This is a genomic window from Myroides odoratimimus (assembly GCF_038039805.1).
Classification (GTDB): Bacteria; Bacteroidota; Bacteroidia; order Flavobacteriales; family Flavobacteriaceae; genus Flavobacterium; species Flavobacterium odoratimimum_B.
This window is the reverse complement of the sequence record NZ_JBBPHK010000004.1, coordinates 225,077-244,472: the sequence shown is the minus strand read 5'-3', so window position 1 is coordinate 244,472 and position 19,396 is coordinate 225,077. Positions and strand designations below refer to the sequence as shown.

The following is a 19,396-nucleotide window of genomic DNA, read 5'->3' as shown; positions in this document are numbered from 1 at the left end:
TTTTAGGTGGTCACTTTCCACCGGAATGACATGGTCACTTTCTCAGGAATCTACAGATTATGGCCTACGAGTAATTTTCAAAGAATCTACACTAATAATCAAAAGAACTAAAATCAGATACTTAACAGACACTATAGCTATTGTACATGCAAGACTACAATTAAGTAATCAATCGGCATTAAAAGAAAATGAAACTCCTCAACTTAGAAACAACTTATTCATTTTCGTAACTCAGAAAATAGAAAACAATTGGTACTGTATAGCAGCTCAGAATGCCGAAATACAGAGTGGTAAAGAGACTTTTATTAAAAAGGAAGATGGTTCTTTTGAAGCAGTGAATTATAATCAATTTAAAAGTAAAGACTAGTTTAAATATTACATCCTTCCATGGCCTTTTTCTGTTTTAACTCACTAATATACTCTGAAGGCAATACACCTGTATATTTTTTAAAATTAATCGTAAAACGACTATGAGAAGCAAAACCGCTCTTATCTGCTAAATAACTTATCTTATACGTCAGATAATGTGGTTTAGTTGATAAAGTATCTACCATATAAGAAATCCTCAATTCATTAATATACGTAGCAAAGTCTTTTTCTTTATACATATTAATATAGTAAGACACATAGCGATGATTAACTCCTAAACTAGCAGAAAGATTACTCAGTGATATTGATTTATCTAAGTATTTTTTTTGTTTCTCAAACTCTTTTATTTTTTGACACAGATAACTCTCCATGCCTATAGACATATAATTAGTTTGTATATTAGAATCATCACTTATTTGTAGCATCTCTTCCTGTAAAGAATAATCTCTAACTCTTCTTAGCAATCTTTTTGATTCTATTGAACTACTAAATAGTTTCTCATTTATACTCCATATCATACTTTTCTTTAATAGAGAGGCACACTCCATTGTTCTATTGATGATAATACTTAAAAATAATAAGGTCTTCATATCTATACTTTTATCATTATTCAACTATCGTCCATACCTATACGGTAGTAACTTCCAAGTCAAATAATATGTGGTGGTGGATTTTATAGTCGTACTATAATGAAGCAGACTATAACTTTAGGTTTATTTGATAAAAGTATAATCTCTATAACAGAATGTCACCTTTAAGGGGGTGGACAAAGGGGTGGACTTAACACAATTCACACGATATAAGTATTTTAAAAAGTAATACACCTTATTAATAGAATACTCATTTAAAGATAAACATATACTTATTTAAAGATATAATATCAAAGATTCTTTATATCTCTAATACCTATTTACAGTTAACTACATATTTTTTTATTCTACATCCTTATTCTTCAACAAAAAAAGAGGCTATACAAACTGTATAACCTCTTATAATAAACAACCCTAATTTATTTCGAATACTTTATATAATTAAATTATTATTTTTCTACATTAATTTTACCAATTGTACCAATACTTCCATCAGCTAAATCTTTAATCTCAAGACCTTTAGTAGCCTTAGCAGCTGTAGCATCTAAAGAATAAACAAATGATTTTGACTCTGCAGTGATTGGTAAGAATACTTCTTTCCCATCCACGAATGGTGCTCCTGCAGCAGCGATATCATTAGCAGCTGGTAATCCTTCTATCCATTTAAAGTCTCCTGTTACAACATTAAATACAGCTAACTTATTAGCAGCAGCCATATTACTTGCTTTACTAGGACTTACGAACATATTAAGTAAGAAATAATCCCCACCGATAGCGAATGCTTTATATACTTTTGTTCCTGATATCTGTTCTAAATTAAAGTAATAGTTATTATCGAAGTCTCCTTTTTTAGAGTCAAATTTAATAACAGCACTTGGCTTACTTGAGAATGATACTCCATCACCATTAGTAGCATTAGGAGAGAATAAGTAAACATTTCCATCACCCGCTTTTCCGATAGTAGATACACGACTAGAACGGTAACGCGCTACAGCAAAACTCATCTTATCACTCTTCACTACTTTTTCTAATACTACTTTTTTATTAACATCCGTAGCACTTTCATCAAATTTAAAAACAGCTAACCATGCTCTATCTCTATAAGCAGAAGTATTATCTTCTTTATCATCTTTAGTGATTTTAAATGGTTCGATAGCCATAACAAAACGATCATTACCAATCGTCTCAAGACCTGCGAAGTTAGCATACTCTCCTTTTTCTGCAATGTTCTCTACATTTACATAAGATGTATACTTAATTCCTCCACTGCTACCATCAATGAAGTTAAAAGCCTGAGCCTTTTCACCTGTAGTTAATTTCACACCACCAGTTGTAGCAATCATATATTTACCGAAATTCGTAATAAACTCCTCACGAGTAGGTAAGTCAACTGTAGTATGTTTATTCAATTTCCCATCAGGTCTTAATAACCAACTCTGCATTCCTGAAGGATCTCCTTTTCTATATTCAAAAACATAAGCTCTATTTCCTCCATAAGTATAAACCGTAGTTCCTAATGCTGTTAATCCATTTCCCTTAGCAGATATTTCTCCAGATTTAAGGTCATTGGTAGTCAGTAATAAGTTCGTTTTAGAAGCACTTGCCCCAATCACGTACTTCCACTCTACTTTATTTCCTCCATCAGTTCCGCCTTCTTCAGGTGTAGGAGTACTATTATCATCCGTAGAACAACTAGTCACCGACAATGCCCCAAATATCATAGCAAAAGCAAATGTCGAAAAAACTCTTTTTTTCATTTTAATTGTATTTATTATAGATTAGTAATTTTAGTATGTATAGCGTATTTTAAACATGAAGTTTCTTCCTGGTTTTTGGAAACTATAGTTATCATAAGCTAGTTTATCGAATAGGTTATTAGCCTCTACGGTTAAGTGTATTTTATTATTAAACAAACTGTATGAAGCACTTAGATCATGTACAGCCTGAGACGGAATCCATATAGGATCCTCACCGATTCCTTTAAAATCGTAACTATAATGATCTATATAGCGCAGGTTATAACCTATATTTAAATTGTTATTTTTCTTTCCTAAGTCTTTAATGATAATCCCCACATCAGCTGATCCAAAGAAATAAGGCTCATTAGGAATTCTCTCATTGTAGTATGGATTTTTCACTCCATAATCTCCAATAGTATACTTTTGTTTACTTCTGATATTTTGAGAAGTTAAACTACCTCCTGCATATATAAAATCATTGTATGTATAACGAGCTTCCACATTGATACCATAGCTCTCTACTCCTCCAATATTCACACTAGTTGCACGAGATCCTGAACCATAAGGATTACTGCGGATATAATCTTTAGTATCTCTGTATACAAAACCTGCATCTACGAATACTGCATGTATTTTGTTAATCACACCTGAGTAACTGATATTCAGGTTATAGTTTTTACCCTGTTCTGGTTTTAGACCTGTATTTCCCCATACTAAGTCTCCATCTCCAAATAACTCGCTATCAGTAGGTAGTCTAAATGTATTTTCATAAGAAGCTTTGAACTGTAGATCTTTCCACAAGTATGTAGCAGCGATACCGTATCCTGTTTTATCTACTTTAGTGCTTTCACTTTGATAAGTATGTTTGATACTGTAGTGTTTACCGAATAGAGACACATTCAGATTATCCAGAATATTATAGCGATAAGACAGTGCCATAATATTTTTAAAACTACTTCTTTTTATCTCACTGTTCTTTTCTGATTGAGTTTCTTTTACAGCTAATGGATCTTTTGTCTTTCTGTTGAAGTAGTACATCACATCATTAAAACTAAATGAGTGCTTGTCATTTAATTTATAGTTTACATTAAAAGTAGTTGAACCATTATGATCATAGAACTTAGTCATAGAAGGACCTCCTCCAGACTCACCTTGTTTTAACGTTTTGATACGTTCACCTGCCCAGTTATATTTATAAGAAGAGGTATCTATATTTTGATTATATCCACCGTTATAATTAGATGTAATACTTACATCTAATCCATCTATAAATAGGTTCTTTTTACTATATTCTAATGAAGGCATAATTGTTACAGAACGACGTTTCTTGTCTCCGAATACCTTTTCCATAATAGTACCTGTCTGCACACCACGTTTTCCTTCTCCATAAGTAAACCCTAACATCAGTCGGTCAGCATAAGACTTATCTACCACCCCTACTTTAGCCACTACAGTAGCTGTTTGGAATCGGTCATTAAAGCGTCTTACCCATTGTTTTTCTTTAGAATAAACTCCTGATTGCAGATCTACCACAGGGACTAATACTTTATAATCGTTATCTGAGTAGTTCTGAAAAGCATTTAACTGAGCTACTATACCATTATTAAAGGCTTTACTCATATTCAGATGACTCTTGTATGTATGGAATGAACCAGTAGTAAATGAAGCATCTATTTTAGTCTCTTTAGATTTGTTTGTGATAATATTCACTACTCCTCCTAAGGCATCAGATCCGAACTCCACAGGCACTACACCTTTATATACTTCGATTCTATCAACCATCGTGATCGGTAAGTTGTTTATTTTAAACTCACTACCAAACCCTTCCATAGGTACCCCATCTATAAAGAATCGAATGTGTTTACCACTAAATCCATTCATTGAGAAATTATAGTCAGATCCCTCACCTCCATCTTTGCGCACTTTCACTCCAGACACTCTATCTAGTGCTCCAGCTACATCTAATGATGTATTGTATAGTGGTTTTGCATCTATAGCTACTACGTTATAAGCAGATTCTCTAACTTTCTCGATAGGCTGTTTTACTTGTAATACTACATTGTCTAAGAAAGAGTTATTTGTATCAAGTTTGAAGTTATGTGTTATACTTTCGCCTGCTTTCACCTCAAATGAATACTCTTTAGATTCATAACTGACGTGCTGTACAACTAATTTATACTTACCAGGTCTCTTTGTTTTAATAGTATATCGTCCTTTATTATCTGTTAACTCACTATGATGAGTATCTAATAAACTGACTGTAGCATAATCAATAGGCTCTCCATTCGCATCTTGTACAACCCCAGAAATGACAACTGGTTTATCTTGTGCAAAAGAAGCAAACTGTCCTATATTAAAAATTGCAAAAATTAATAGTAGATAGTGTTTCATTGTTCTAAGAACTTAATGTTGTGTTAGTAATTATATTATTTAGATTAATTATAAATTGAAGACAAATATATTTACTTATAACTAAACAACCATAGCAACTTAGAATAAATATAAATAACAACTCAATACAGACAATAATCGTCATCGTAATACTCTAAAAACAAAACACATTAACTTTTAATATTTTACTAAAATTTACATATTATTAACTAATCTATTTTATAAATAAAAAAAGTCAGAACTACCAATAATTCTGACTTTATGCACAAAATGCGCTTTTTAAGCTTATTAATTCTAAATAAAAAGGTATTAGAATTGAACACAAACAAAAAAAAAGAGAACTAAACTAGTTCTCTCTTCTTCTATTTCTTAATCTTTCGTTCTTCACCTCTTTTGGTTTATTCACGCTATTATTGCGTTCTCTATCGAAGTTTTTCTTAGGTCTACGCTCATCCTTAGCATAACTTCCTCCTCTTCTACTTGAGTCTTTACCCGTAGTCATTCGACGGCGAATACTCTGCTGACTCTCTTGATTTCTATTTAGACTCGCCTCTTCTGTCATTACAGAAGGCTCTATTAAGCGATTAAGCTCATCTAATTCTGCTTTTGTCAAGTCTCTATACGTACCCACAGGTACATCTAGAGAAATATTAATAATACGTATCCTCTTTAATGCAACTACGTCATAGTCAAAATACTCACACATACGTCTAATCTGTCTGTTCAAACCTTGAGTAAGGAATATTCTAAACACGGTCTTACTGATCTGTTCTACTCTACACTTCTTAGTCACTGTGTCTAATATTGGTACACCAGCTCCCATACGTTGGATAAAACGATCTGTAATAGGCTTATTTACAGTTACAATATATTCTTTCTCATGATCATTCTTTTGGCGTAATATCTTATTCACGATATCTCCATCATTCGTCATCAGAATAAGCCCTTCACTATCCTTATCTAATCGTCCTACTGGAAAGATGCGTTTAGGATAATTAATATAGTCCACGATATTATCGCGTACACTCGTATTAGTAGTACACTCGATACCAATAGGTTTATAAAAAGCTAAATAAACATTCTCTTCATTTTTTTTAATGATTAATTGTCCATTTACGCGTATCTCATCATCTTCAGACACTTTTGTCCCCATCTCTGGCACTACACCATTGACAGTGACTCTCCCCTCATCTATAAGTCTATCTGCTTCTCTTCTAGAACAAAAACCTACTTCAGACAAATATTTATTTAAACGTGTTTGCATTTTTTCCATATCACAAAATTAGCTATTTTATTCGCTATTAAACAATGCTATAACGAAGCTAATTCATAAAATAATTCTTAATTTTTTCGAAGACAATTCTGTCCTGAACAGAGTGTCCTAATCCTTCTGTATAATAAACCTCTATTCCCTTTTGATTAGCTATATCATGAAAAACTGTACACTCAGTCAATTCCACTACTACATCCTCTTTATCGTGAATAATCAATGTCTGATTAGACAGTGATTTTATAAAGTTGCGACTAGCATATTCCTGCATATCCATATCAATTAACCCTTCTAAGAAGTGCAATAAGTCATTTGACACCTTCTTCCAGTATCCTAACATATCAATATAATTATTGATTACATGCTGAAAACGATCTAGACAAGCCATTAAAACAATCTTCTCTACGAAGTCATATTTCACTACACTCATCTGATGTAATAGAGCAAACGCTCCTAGTGAATGAGCTACAACATACTGTGGTCTAAACGCTCGTAAACAATGATCCATCAAATGAGAATAATCGATAACACTCAGATTACTTCCATCACTCAGACCTAGTCCCATAGCATCTATACAGATATACTGATACTGATCATCTAAGTAAGTCACTAGTTCTTCCCAACGACCAGCATTACTCTCCCAGCCGTGAAACAGCATAACTAAAGGCAACTCTGATTGCTCCTGATTCCAGCGATAGCATTGAATACTCAATCCATCGTAGACAAATCTATCTTGATGAGCTTGAGCCAAAAAGTAAGGAATACTCTTTCGACTAAGCTGTCCTTTACGAGGTGTAGAGAATAACTTATAAGCAATAGCGCATGCTCTCTTAGGAGCAAATAACGACAATAAATTAATCAATAAACCTAGACACTTAACCATATATAACTTCTAGAAATAAAAAAGCCTCTTTCACAAGAGGCTTTCTGATATTATAATTTAGCTATAATAGCTTCAATTTTTTCTCTTTCTTCTTCAGCTAAAGCACTGTCTACTAAAATACGTCCACTGTGCTCATCCGTGATGATCTTCTTACGTGCCGCAATCTCTACTTGAGTTTGTGGTGGAATAGTAAAGTAAGATCCTCCTGAAGCACCACGCTCGATAGATACAACAGCCAAACCGTTACGAACACCATTTCTGATTCTGTTATACGCTACTAATAAACGCTCTTCGATATCTTGTTTGAACTCTTCAGACTTCTCTAATAAGATTTTCTCTTCACGCTCAGTCTCAGACATAATACTGTTTAATTCAGCTTCTTTATGTGCTAAGTGTTCTTTTCTTGCAGCTAATTTAGTTTCTGTCTCTGCGATTGTGTTTTTCTTGTGCTCGATGCTAACTTTCATCTCTTTGATGTGTTTTTCAGCAAGCTCTATCTCTAACTTCTGGAACTCTATCTCTTTTTCTAATGAGTTAAACTCTCTATTGTTTTTAACCTCATTTTGTTGCTCAGTATATTTTACGATAGCAGCTTTGAACTCCTCAATAGCAGCTTTTTTATCCTTAATACTCGCTTCGATATTACTTAAGTCTAAATTTGATTTTTCTAAGCGTTTGTTCAGTCCAGCAACCTCATCTTGTAGATCTTCAACTTCAAGAGGTAATTCTCCTCTCATATTTCTGATTTCGTCAATTCTTGAGTCAATCAATTGCAAGTCATAAAGTGCTCTTAACTTCTCTTCAACGGTTAATTCTTTTTTCTTTGTCATCATTATAAGTAGTTAACTGGATTCGTATTTACTGTTGATAAAATAACTGCAAAAGTAGTTATTTTTTTTGAAAGAAAGTCAGTTATATAATTTTTTGTATACCTTTCACTTTCAAAATGCCCTATATCAGCCAAAACCAACTGACTTTCAGCTTGGTAATAATCGTGGTATTTCAAATCTGAGGTGATATAAGCATCTACTTTCTGTGATAATGCTGCTCCTATCGCAAAACTTCCTGAACCTCCTAACACTGCTACTCTCTTTATCGGTTTCCCTAGTAACGCACTATGTCTAATACCTCCTGTACCTGTCTTGGTTTTGACCATCTCTAAGAATGCTACTTCTTCCATCTCTTCTTCTAATTCACCTATCATTCCCATTCCTACATTTTGAAGTTTATTCTCTAAAGTATAGATCTCATAAGCTTTCTCTTCATAGAAGTCTAAGTCAAACAAGGCTTTTAATACCTTACCTTGTAAATGCTTTTCAAATATTACTTCTACTTTGACCTCTTCTACTTCTTCATATTTTAATGGCTCTCCTATGACTGGGCTACTCTTCTCATTCCCTCTGAAACTTCCCTTGCCTTCTGTCGTAAAACTACACAAATCATAATTACCTATAGCTCCAGCTCCTGCATTAAACAGAGCCTGTCTCACTTCATTTGCATTCACTCGAGGAGCATAAGTCACTAGTTTTTGGATATAGTTCTCTTTCGGTATTAATATACTTGTGTTCTTTAATCCTAGCGTATCACAGAATATCTTATTCACCCCTTCCTGATGATTGTCTAGTGCAGTATGTATAGCATAGATAGCGATATCGTGTTTGATCGCTTTAATTACAGCTCTCTCTACATAGCTCTTTCCTGTTATCTTCTTTAATCCAGAAAACAAGATTGGGTGAAAGCATACTACCATATTACACTTCTTCTCTATCGCCTCGTCTATCACGGTCTCTAAAGCGTCATGACAGACTAGGATCCCACTTACTTCTAAGTTATAGTCCCCTACTAATAACCCGACATTATCAAATCCCTCTGCATACGATAACGGTGTCATCTCTTCTAACACAGTGATTACTTCTCTTAACTTCATTTCTCAAATAATTTTGAACTGTAATTTATATATTTTCTCAAAGATAAAAAAATTGGTAATTTCGTATTATGGAATTACTGCGAAAATTACTCTTCCCTTTTGCCATCTTATATGGCGGGATCACTTCCCTGCGCAATTACCTTTATTCAATAAATATATTGAAGAGAACCTCTTTTAGTACACCCACTATAGTAGTAGGTAACCTAAGTGTAGGTGGTACTGGTAAAACGCCTATGGTGGAATACATAATACGACTTTTAAAAGACAAATACAAAATAGCGACTCTCAGTAGAGGGTATAAACGCAAAAGTGAGGGATTCTTCCTCGCAGATGAACATACGACTATGGAACAAATCGGTGATGAACCCTTCCAATATCATCACAAGTTTGACAATATAGCTGTAGCGGTAGACGCAAAAAGAGTAAACGGAATAGAGAATATCCTAAAACGAAGAACAGACACCCAAGCCATCGTTCTAGACGATGCTTTTCAGCACCTAGCTGTCAAAGGTGGTTTTAATATTCTACTGACTACTTATGATGAGCCGTACTATAACGATTATATGTTGCCAACAGGTAACCTTAGAGAAAGTCGTAGAGGAGCGAAACGAGCAGATATCATCATCGTCACCAAATGCCCTCCTACGTTATCATTGACAGAACAAAACGAGATTGTTAAAAAATTAAATCTCAAACTGGGACAATTGTCTTTTTTTACGTATATTGAATTCAGTAAACTTGCATATTCAAAGGCTGATTCTATCTCAGTAGAAGACTTAAAAAAAGAAGAGTTTTTAATGGTAGCTGGTATTGCTAAACCACAAAGTTTTTTTGACCATCTAAAGGACGACAAAACAATTTGTTTAACATTTCCTGACCATCATCATTTTTCATCTACTGACATTGAGCTAATTTTGGACAAAGCAAAAGAGAATAAGATTATTACAACAGAGAAAGATTATGTCCGCTTAAATGGACTAATCCCCTCGAATAAATTATATTATTTACCAATTCAGACTTCCTTTTTAAACAATCAAGAGGAGTTTGATAAAACAATTTTAAACTATGTGGGAGCAAGTACAAGAAACGGTTAAGTATTTAATTGAAAAGACACAATTCAAACCTGAGATAGGTATTGTATTGGGGTCAGGATTAGGAAACCTTACTGCTGATATTAAAATAGAGCATGAAATTCCTTACTCAGAAATTCCTAATTTTCCAGTATCTACTGTACAAGGACACAAAGGTGCTTTAATCTTTGGTACGATTGGTAATAAAAAAGTAATGGCTATGCAAGGTCGTTTCCATTACTACGAAGGATACGAAATGGCAAAAACGGTATTCCCTATCAGAGTAATGAAGTATATGGGAGTAGAAACATTGATCGTATCTAATGCTTCAGGAGGTGTTAACCCTACATTTAAAGTAGGAGATATTATGATCATCACAGATCATATCAATGCATTCCCTGATCATCCTCTAAGAGGACATAATGATGAGCGCTTCGGACCTCGTTTCGTAAACATGAATGATGCGTATACAGGAACTTTAGTTAAGAAAGCACAAGAAATAGCTAAAGCGAAGAACTTCGATATTAAACAAGGTGTCTACTACGGACTACAAGGGCCAACTTTTGAGACATTGGCTGAGTATAAAATGGTACGCGTTGTAGGAGCAGACTGTGTAGGTATGTCTACAGTACCAGAAGTAATCGTTGCTCGTCACATGGATATGAAAGTATTCGGTATCTCTGTTATCTCAGATATGGGGAATGAAGAAGGTATCGTAGAAGCACATCACGAAGATGTACTTAGAGCTGTAGAAGCTGCTGAGCCTATCGCACGTGAGCTTATTAATGAGTTAATTAAAACTATGTAATTAGTTTTTCTTATAATGTAATTTTAAGAGATACTTCTTCTGCAGAAGTATCTCTTTTTTTTGAGACCTGTTTAGATTCTCTGTGTAGTTTTCTTTAAGAATACTACAGAGTACCTAAACAGGTTCTTTTTTTTACCATCTGTCCTGTGCTAGTATCATAATGGTAGTTTGATCGCATAGTGATTGCATTAAAAACGGCCAAAACTATGCGACCACTATCCGATAACTATGCGATAACTATGCGACCACTCCAATAAATGGCACAAAAAAAAGCCACTGAAGTGACTTTTTTGAATTTTCTACTACTATAAATTAATCTATAATTTCCATTTTTTTCATAATGAATGTGGCATTCTTATTCTGACACACGCCATCTCTAATCTTGTAATCAAAGTGTAAATCATCTTCTTTTATCTCCACTTCAAAACATTTATTGATAAGAATATCAGGGAATTTATTCGTTGTCTCACATACCTCTAAATCATGGGTAGCGATCACACCATAGGTCTTCTCCCTAATCAACTTATGGATTACTCCTATCGTTCCGCTCTGCTTATCATCAGAGTTCGTTCCTCTAAGTATTTCATCTAGTAATACGAAGCATGGCTCCTCTCTCACCTGTTCGATAATCATCTTTAACCTCTTCACCTCAGCATAGAAGTAAGACTCACTATCTTCTAATGAATCTGTCAATCTCATCGATACAAATAACGGCAGTGGGAAGAAAGTAGCTTTCGTAGCACAGATAGGCGCTCCTATACTAGCTAGTACAAGATTAACCCCTATGGTGCGCAAGAAAGTACTCTTACCAGACATATTAGATCCTGTCAGAATCACAAAGCGTTGGTTGCTAAAATTGATGTCATTACAGACTCTCTTTTTCTCATTCAGCAGAGGATGCCCTAGATCTTTAAACTTCATCTCTCCCTCTTCACTGATAGTTGGGAAGGTATAATGTCTGTTGTTATAAGAGAAGTTCGCTAGCGAATTAAGCGCCTCTACCTCTCCTATGATCTCTATTGCTTTAGGTACGAGATGTCCTTTGCTCTGTTTCCAATTTAAAAAGCGGTGTAATACGTGTACGTGATACTGTACAAAACCGTTAAAGACAACCATCACAAAAATATTAGCTATAGTCTCTAACTGCTCGAATAGTCTAGACAGTTCTTTTAACTCTTTACTAGCCTGAAAAGAATCTTTATTTAACTCACTGATATACGATTTCATTTTATCCGTAGTGAAAGTCTCTCTTTCTATACGTTTAATGATAGAACTACAGCTCTCTATAGTCTCATGTACCTTATCTGCTCCCCCTAGCTCTGCCTGAATATTCTTTATCTGTGATAAAGTAAGTATTAGGTTAAAAGAGAATAAAGTAGAGATCACATATCCCATAAAGTCTAGGTCTAACAGAAAGTATAAAACAATCGAAATCCCTAATAGCACAGGTAATACATAGCTTAATGCACGACCTAGTTTACTAATAGGTACTACGGCTGTGTCACTCCACTTCTTTAATCTTGTATACGCTTTCTCATCTAGATTAGACAATTTACTATAAGCATTAATCTCATGTCTCCATTCTACCTTCTGAGAAAGTTCCTTAATCGCTTCTTGATTATCTAAAATAGCTTCTGATGTCAATTTGCCTTTTAATAAATCTGCAAGCTTTTGTTTTCCTATAAACGTTGCTGTTCTATTTAGGTATTGATACAGGGATTTTTGCCCAAAAATATCTAAGTCAAAAGCATAAGGGTGTTCTGTAGTCTTAAATTCTTCTCCTGCGTCAAAGGGTCTTTTATCCTCCTCTAAGAAGGCAAGCTCATCTGTATTAATCTCTTTAAGAGCCTGTACATAGCGCATCTTCCACGAGTACTCTACGTGTACACGTAGTAATACTAAGAAAGCAACAATAAGCCCTCCTGTAAAATATAAGTAAAAGGTATCTGCGTTAGCCAAAGCTAGATAGAAGAAATAAATAATAGCGAAGAAAACAACCAAGCGTATTGCTCCTACTATTTTATACTTACTTCTTATAGCATTATATTGAGTATTAAATAATAACTGTCTTTTGTTATAAATTTCCATTGATAATTTATTTTTTTTGCCATACCGCCTCTAATGAGACATCAACAAATATACACCAATAAAAATATCTTGTTCATTAATTCTAGTTATAATATTGAGAATCTATTGTGAAAATAAGGGAATAAATAGGACAATTTAAATTAGCATCGCGCTATTTCACTTCACTAGTTTATCTTCGTATTATGAAATCACTAATGACTGCGTTATGTATCTAGACTTTGAACAAAATAGTTATCTATATCTACCTAGTTTCTTTACGGAAGAAGAATTAACATCTATAGAATTGATACTTAACAACTTTCACAAGCAATGGCTAATAGAAAATGAACAAGGGTATAAGAAGGTATTAATCAACAGTCATAGCCTTACGAGTAGTCCTTTTATTACTAAACAAGAAAGGCTAGCATTATTCCAATTCATTGCTCAGGCTAAACTTATAGATATTGTCGAGTCTATCTTTCCCGATAAAGCTAAATTCTTAAATACTCAATTATTCTTTGACCCTTATCACAAGGAACAAAAGAACTATTGGCATAGGGATATTCAGTATACAGGGCTTTCGAGAGAAGAACAACAAGAAAAGATTAAGACAGAAAATGTAGTTCACTTTAGAATCCCACTGAAGAAAGAAAATGGAATAGAGATCATCCCTGCTACTCATCGGTTATGGGATATGCCTATAGAAGAAGACACTCGACTATCTCAGCATGGTCGTCATCCAAGTGATGCTCTAGAGCGAGGGCAAGTGTTTAATCTAAATAGAGGTGATCTATTTATCTTCTCTGCGAATAGTATCCACAGAGGGCTATATGGTGATGAGAGATTCTCTTTTGACATTATCTACTGTGATGACACACCCGCTTTTAATGCATTTATAGATCCTAAAAATCAACCTACAGAAGAAGAGTTAGCTCTTCTAAACAACAGTGTATTCTAAGAGTATACCCTTTATACGAAGGAACTAAAAAGGATGTAATGGTATAATACCCATTATATCCTTTTTAGCCTTCTATTGGTTCTGATACAGGTTTACTCACTTTTATCTCTCTAGATAACATTCCTAACCAAGTTTTAAAGTTAAACTGTTCCCACCCTTTCTTACCTAAATCGTGACAGCGTCTAGTCCCTTTACCAAAAAGATAAATATGTAACCCTATAAAGACTATTAGAAATAGTATTCCGAAAAAAGCGCCACTTAATCTTGCGAACACTGAGAAGCTTAAAAACAACAACACAAAGTAAGTTACTAGACTTACGATATATGCCTTTCTGTTGATAGTCCCTTTATAAGAAAATGCCTCTTTTATCACAATTATTCAATTTATTTTGAAGCGTCAAATTTAAACAAAAACTAGTAACAAAATTACTCCGATTATATAAGTAATAAGTAGACTTATTGGTGATAAAATAAAGTTTTATTTAGATATACTGACTGTAGTTATTTTAATTTCAAAACACATGACACCTTATGACAAATATGTTAAACCATAATTAAGTTAATCAAAAAGAGGCTGTAATTCCATTACAACCTCTTCTATTTTATTTAGTAATAACAACTATCCCAAATGCACCTCCTCTAGTACCGTACATCATGTCAGTTTGTTTTGACTTCTCATATTTTATTTCCTTCACCTCTTCTATCTTGAGTAAGGCTAAGTCTTTTGATTTAACGAACTTACTACCCTCTGCACTCCCCTTCTTATCTACTAATAATACATCATAATCTCCTGAATCTACTAAAGGAACAGCTCCTCTATTATATAGCTTACATGTGTTGATATATAACTCTTCCACATATTCTTGTAAAGATACCTTATTACCAGGGTTCACTTCTGATATTTTCTGTACTGAAGTTGGTAAACTATCTTTAGCATTTATCGTTTTCTCTTGAGGTTCTTGCGCAAAACAGAGCGCTGTAACACCTAGTGCTACAATACTGTATCTTATCTTTTTCATGAGGTATAGCGTGAAATTATGAGCCTCTAATTTACTCTTTCTAATCTTAATATAATGATAAAGATAAGGTATTGAAATGCTAATTAAATCAACTATTGCTTTAACACCCAGTCCACTATTTTTTGTTTAGGTTCTTGATGGATTTCATAACTTTCTCCATCAGCGAAAAAATGATTTTCCCCTTCTAGTACATCTATTGTTATATTCTTATTATGAAAACTCTTAAGCAACTCAACATTGCTAATAGGGTCTACTAATACGTCTTGATCTCCTATCATATAAAACATCGGTATAGCTATCGCTCTATACTTATCCTGATTGTCTTTTGCTACTAAATCTTTTTCTGTACGTCCTATTAGAAATCGATACCTCGTTTTAGTTTTCTTATCTGTATATCCTATCTCCTTCATCTTTTTCTTATACATCTTCCAATAGTTCTTATCATCCTTAATTGAAATATAATAATCCGCTAATTCGTTATACACCTTTTCTTTTTCTTCTTGAGTATCATACGCAAAGTAATCTTGAAAACCATTCTCTTCTTGTCTTAGTTGGTATAGAAACATCTCTTTACCAGAAACAACAGGTGATGATAACATCACTAAGAAATCAGGGTCAAAAGAATGAGCATAAGCATCCATAATAGCTATCCCTCCCATGCTATGTCCTATCACACCAATCTTTTTATCCTTTAACTCTTGTCTCTTCTTTAACATCTGAAAGGCAGAAGCTAATTCTGCACCCATCATCGTAGGGCTATATGACATATCTCCACCTCCTGTTCCTCCTGAATTTCCCATCTCTCTTTCATCATATCTAAATACAGCAACATTATGGTCTAATAAGGCTTCTGCTAAATAGCTATATGTATTACGTGTATTATATCCTGTACCTGGTTTAATAATCACTACTTTATCGAAGCCTGTCAAAGGTATAATCAGACTCCCTTCAAAAGAAACACTATCTATCTTTTCTTTCCAATGAAAGGCAGGTACATTAAATTTAATCGTAGTAAAAGAGTAATTGTCTTTTTTAGGGACATAGGTTTCTAAGTCAGTCTTAGCATTCTGTCCTATACACATCGAAGTAATCAGTAGAATACTGTATAAGATTAAGTGTTTCATAATTATAAGTTTTAGTTAAGTGTTCTATAGATAACTACTTAATCAAAACCTTTAGTATAAAAAAAAGCTACTTTAACATATCGTAAAGTAGCTTTATTCATTCTTATATCAAGTGATTACCACACTAATACGCTATTCTCATTCTTCCAAAGTAACAAACGGAAATCTTCATAAATATCGGCAGTACCAATAGTATGTGTATCTCTTACAGGCTTATTCAAAGTCAGCTTGTGTAATATACCTGCATACGTACCTACATATAGTGTCTTCTCATCTTCTGATAATACCATTCCACTTATGGTAGAACCTAAGAAATGTTGCCACAGCTCTCTTCCGTCTTTATGTATTGCTCTGATATATCCATAAGCATCTCCTAAGATATAGAAGTCATTAAAAGCTACACCAGCATACACACGCATTCCTTCATCTAATATTGTAATATCCTCATGATCATCCCACCCCGGTATATCCATTCCATCTAGCTTATCTCCATCTACACCTATTGATATTCCATTGTAAAAATGGCAAGAGTTAGTCAATAGTTGTTTATCATCTTTAGTAAACAAGCAATAATGTGGATACTCAGATTGTGGTCCTACTGATCCTACTTTATCACCTTCACTGTCCAAAACGATGTGATCACTACACTGCTCTCCTACTACAATATACTCATTGTCGTGAGATAAAGTAGCATGATCCATAGATAATCCATTGTTTTCTTCCCCTTCTTCTAGTATTGGAAACAACAGTTTCTCTTGTTTAGTATTTAATAAATAAATTCCCTCTGAAGAAATGAACAAGACTTTCTGCCCATCATTAAAAGGAATAAGTCTTGTAATTCCTATATTCGCTAAAGTATTTAATGTAAACTCTGCTATAATTTCTCCTTCCCATCCTTGACGAGTCACTATCTTATCTGCGTATGCTATCGCATAAACAAGGTTGCGCATAGACTGTCCGATGCTTTTAATCTCTTTATCTAATGCTACTACTTCTGTTCCTTTTGCTATATATGCTTGTCTTTCTTCATAAGAAGTCCCTTGCATAAAAACAACACTATCTTCTGCTATATAACATATATCTCCTATATAACTTCCATTATCATCCAACATCTGTACAATTGGAGCGTGTGCAGGAGGAAACTCTTGTCTAAAAGTATCTACTGTACCATTAGCATTTGCCTCTCTTAATAACTCAATAACTGCTTCTGCAAGTTTACCTCTTGTGTCCTCTGCTTCTTTACCATCCCATTTTTCCCAGCCGTGTTCTGTACCGAAAGCAACCATCTCATTAATCTCCTTAGCATACTTCTCGCCTTTCTTATACCACTTAATCTGTAGCTCTTCTCTTGCTTTCATCTCTTCTATGTTTTATCACAGCACTAAAGTATTGACTTATGTCTTCTAATGCAATCACTTTATTCAGCTAATTTTCGCTCTCCTAAGTTCTCGATTAACCTCAATAAATAGCCATCTGGATCTTGTACTAAGAACTGCTTCTGACCGAACTCTACATCTTCTACTCTATACCAACGCTCTTCTACATCAATAAACACATTATATTTAGCCTCTTGAAGTCGTTTTAGAATAGGTGCTATGGCATTTACTTCTATTTGAAAGTTTATTCCTCTACCATACGGCTTTTCCATAACGCCTGTCTCCCATTCTCTATCAGCAGGATTATATTGTTCTAACATTACTTGTGCTTCTCCCATACCTAAATAAGCAAAGTGTTCTTCCTTGCGATCATACATTACTTCAAAACCTATGTAATCACACCAGAACTGTAAACTACTAGCTAAATCAGATACTACAAACTCTGGTACTAAAGCTGCCCATTTTATACTATCACTTCTCATTACACATACTTTTTACTAAAAATACAACTTACTCTATAAAACCATTCTACACTTGCTTCCCTTTCATCATTTTATTCCAATATAAATAGGGCAACATATATTTCTTCAACATCCATAAGCGCCAATGCTCTTGATCACTATTCGAAATAAACATTTGCTTTAACTTAGGATCAGGCATAAACTCATTCTTATAATTAAACTCAGCCAACACCATCTTTCCATAACCTGTCACTAATGGACAAGAAGAATATCCTAAATACTCTTTATTTGTAGCTTCGCCGTTAGCTATTAGCTTACATAAATTATCTACCACTACAGGAACTTGCTTACGTATTGCAGCACCTGTCTTAGCTGTAGGTAAGCCTGCTACATCTCCTAGTCCGAATACGTTAGCATACTTATTGTGTTGTAAACTGTTTAAATCAACATCTAACCAACCAGCTGTATTTACTAAATTAGATTCTCTTACAAACTGTGGAGCCACTTGAGGCGGTGCTAAATGCAAGAAGTCAAAAGACATTTCTACTATGCTATTATCTGTAGTGATCGTACTTTCATCCGAAATCACCACACACTTATTATCTTGCATATTCATCTGTTTAAAGTATACTTTTCGATTATCAGCATCTATCCTAATCGGATTATGAAATGGCTTGAAATCAATACCGTATCTATCAACCACTTTCATTAAGGTCTCTGCAATAGGTTTAACTCCAAAAATAACACTCCCAGGCATTGGGAAATGAACTTTAGTATTCTTATCTATTCCTTTCTTGCGAAAATAATCACATGCCAGATACATGATCTTCTGAGGGGCTCCACCACATTTAATAGGTGTATTCGGTTGAGTGAAAATAGCCGTTCCTCCTTTAAATTCTTGTAATAACTTCCAAGTATATTCTGGATCTATATAGTTACTACACACTACACCTTTCTCTACAGCATCTGCTAATCCTTCTATTAAAGATAAATCATTCACTAATCCAGGACATACTACTAGATAATCATAAGTATAGTTTAGTCCTTCTTTAGTATTTAGGCAATTATTATGAGCATCTATAGAAACCACCATATCGCGAATCCAATCTACTCCACTAGGTATAAGATCCTTTGTAGGTTTTATCGTTTTTTTCTTATCATAAGCTCCTGCTCCTACTAGTGTAAATGCAGGTTGATAGTAATGTAATTCTGAAGCATCTATAATCCCAACTTCTATATTGCGATTACGCTTCTTTAGCTGAGCTGCTGTCATTATACCAGCAGTTCCTGCCCCTATAATAAGAATTTGATAATGAGTTTTCATGATTTACAATATTGTTTCGG

18 protein-coding genes are annotated in these 19,396 nt (G+C 34.1%); 4 read left to right on the top strand and 14 right to left on the bottom strand.

The genetic code is table 11. The annotated features are described in order from the left end of the window. Positions 1-367 (top strand): DUF4440 domain-containing protein (locus tag AABL85_RS05930; protein WP_341309477.1); only part of this gene is annotated, 367 nt, incomplete at its 5' end. Position 368: 1 nt separating this feature from the next. Here AABL85_RS05930 and AABL85_RS05925 read toward each other — a convergent pair. From AABL85_RS05925 to AABL85_RS05895, 7 genes are all read right to left on the bottom strand, one after another. Further along, complete coding sequence (locus AABL85_RS05925; protein ID WP_341309476.1) at positions 369-959, bottom strand: AraC family transcriptional regulator; 591 nt, start codon at positions 957-959, stop codon at positions 369-371. Positions 960-1,408: 449 nt separating this feature from the next. Then, positions 1,409-2,716, bottom strand: coding sequence for a DUF4374 domain-containing protein (locus AABL85_RS05920; protein ID WP_286384933.1), 1,308 nt, complete (start codon positions 2,714-2,716; stop codon positions 1,409-1,411). Between the two features lie 30 nt (positions 2,717-2,746). After that, positions 2,747-5,089 (bottom strand): TonB-dependent receptor, encoded by a 2,343-nt coding sequence (locus AABL85_RS05915; protein WP_286384931.1) that lies wholly within the window; start codon positions 5,087-5,089, stop codon positions 2,747-2,749. Positions 5,090-5,435: 346 nt separating this feature from the next. Next, positions 5,436-6,362, bottom strand: a complete 927-nt coding sequence (rluF, locus tag AABL85_RS05910) for a 23S rRNA pseudouridine(2604) synthase RluF (protein WP_341309475.1) — start codon at positions 6,360-6,362, stop codon at positions 5,436-5,438. A gap of 49 nt (positions 6,363-6,411) precedes the next feature. Continuing rightward, complete coding sequence (locus tag AABL85_RS05905) at positions 6,412-7,242, bottom strand: alpha/beta hydrolase (protein WP_341309474.1); 831 nt, start codon at positions 7,240-7,242, stop codon at positions 6,412-6,414. A 50-nt stretch (positions 7,243-7,292) separates the two neighbouring features. Continuing rightward, positions 7,293-8,072, bottom strand: coding sequence for a zinc ribbon domain-containing protein (locus AABL85_RS05900; RefSeq protein WP_131541089.1), 780 nt, complete (start codon positions 8,070-8,072; stop codon positions 7,293-7,295). A 2-nt stretch (positions 8,073-8,074) separates the two neighbouring features. Beyond that, complete coding sequence (locus tag AABL85_RS05895; RefSeq protein WP_341309473.1) at positions 8,075-9,169, bottom strand: Nif3-like dinuclear metal center hexameric protein; 1,095 nt, start codon at positions 9,167-9,169, stop codon at positions 8,075-8,077. A gap of 68 nt (positions 9,170-9,237) precedes the next feature. Between AABL85_RS05895 and lpxK the strand changes: the two genes are divergently transcribed. Continuing rightward, positions 9,238-10,263: a tetraacyldisaccharide 4'-kinase gene (gene lpxK / locus AABL85_RS05890; protein ID WP_341309472.1), complete on the top strand. Its 1,026-nt coding sequence runs from the start codon at positions 9,238-9,240 to the stop codon at positions 10,261-10,263. Continuing rightward, the gene (locus AABL85_RS05885) at positions 10,235-11,047 is read left to right on the top strand and encodes a purine-nucleoside phosphorylase (protein ID WP_341309471.1); all 813 of its coding nucleotides are present in this window, start codon (positions 10,235-10,237) and stop codon (positions 11,045-11,047) included. Before lpxK ends, AABL85_RS05885 begins: the two co-directional genes overlap by 29 nt. A 312-nt stretch (positions 11,048-11,359) precedes the next feature. Here the strand turns inward: AABL85_RS05885 and AABL85_RS05880 are convergent, their stop codons facing one another. After that, the gene (locus tag AABL85_RS05880) at positions 11,360-13,135 is read right to left on the bottom strand and encodes a MutS-related protein (RefSeq protein WP_341309470.1); all 1,776 of its coding nucleotides are present in this window, start codon (positions 13,133-13,135) and stop codon (positions 11,360-11,362) included. A 205-nt stretch (positions 13,136-13,340) separates the two neighbouring features. On the opposite strand from AABL85_RS05880, the gene AABL85_RS05875 reads away from it, so the two are divergent. Continuing rightward, positions 13,341-14,072: a phytanoyl-CoA dioxygenase family protein gene (locus tag AABL85_RS05875; RefSeq protein ID WP_131540655.1), complete on the top strand. Its 732-nt coding sequence runs from the start codon at positions 13,341-13,343 to the stop codon at positions 14,070-14,072. A 64-nt stretch (positions 14,073-14,136) separates the two neighbouring features. Here AABL85_RS05875 and AABL85_RS05870 read toward each other — a convergent pair whose 3' ends face one another. The 6 genes from AABL85_RS05870 to AABL85_RS05845 all read right to left on the bottom strand — a co-directional run bounded on the left by AABL85_RS05870 (position 14,137) and on the right by AABL85_RS05845 (position 19,376). After that, a complete protein-coding gene (locus tag AABL85_RS05870) occupies positions 14,137-14,445 on the bottom strand; it encodes a DUF805 domain-containing protein (RefSeq protein ID WP_341309469.1) in 309 nt (102 codons plus the stop codon). A gap of 229 nt (positions 14,446-14,674) precedes the next feature. After that, complete coding sequence (locus AABL85_RS05865; protein ID WP_131540653.1) at positions 14,675-15,091, bottom strand: hypothetical protein; 417 nt, start codon at positions 15,089-15,091, stop codon at positions 14,675-14,677. A 92-nt stretch (positions 15,092-15,183) separates the two neighbouring features. After that, positions 15,184-16,215 (bottom strand): alpha/beta hydrolase, encoded by a 1,032-nt coding sequence (locus AABL85_RS05860; RefSeq protein WP_341309468.1) that lies wholly within the window; start codon positions 16,213-16,215, stop codon positions 15,184-15,186. Positions 16,216-16,331: 116 nt separating this feature from the next. Beyond that, the gene (locus AABL85_RS05855) at positions 16,332-17,573 is read right to left on the bottom strand and encodes a hypothetical protein (protein WP_341309467.1); all 1,242 of its coding nucleotides are present in this window, start codon (positions 17,571-17,573) and stop codon (positions 16,332-16,334) included. 59 nt (positions 17,574-17,632) lie between these two features. Continuing rightward, a complete protein-coding gene (locus tag AABL85_RS05850) occupies positions 17,633-18,073 on the bottom strand; it encodes a VOC family protein (protein WP_341309466.1) in 441 nt (146 codons plus the stop codon). Between the two features lie 46 nt (positions 18,074-18,119). Further along, positions 18,120-19,376 carry an FAD/NAD(P)-binding oxidoreductase gene (locus AABL85_RS05845; protein ID WP_341309465.1) on the bottom strand — a complete coding sequence of 419 codons (1,257 nt, stop codon included), beginning with the start codon at positions 19,374-19,376 and terminating at the stop codon, positions 18,120-18,122. Positions 19,377-19,396 lie beyond the last annotated feature (20 nt).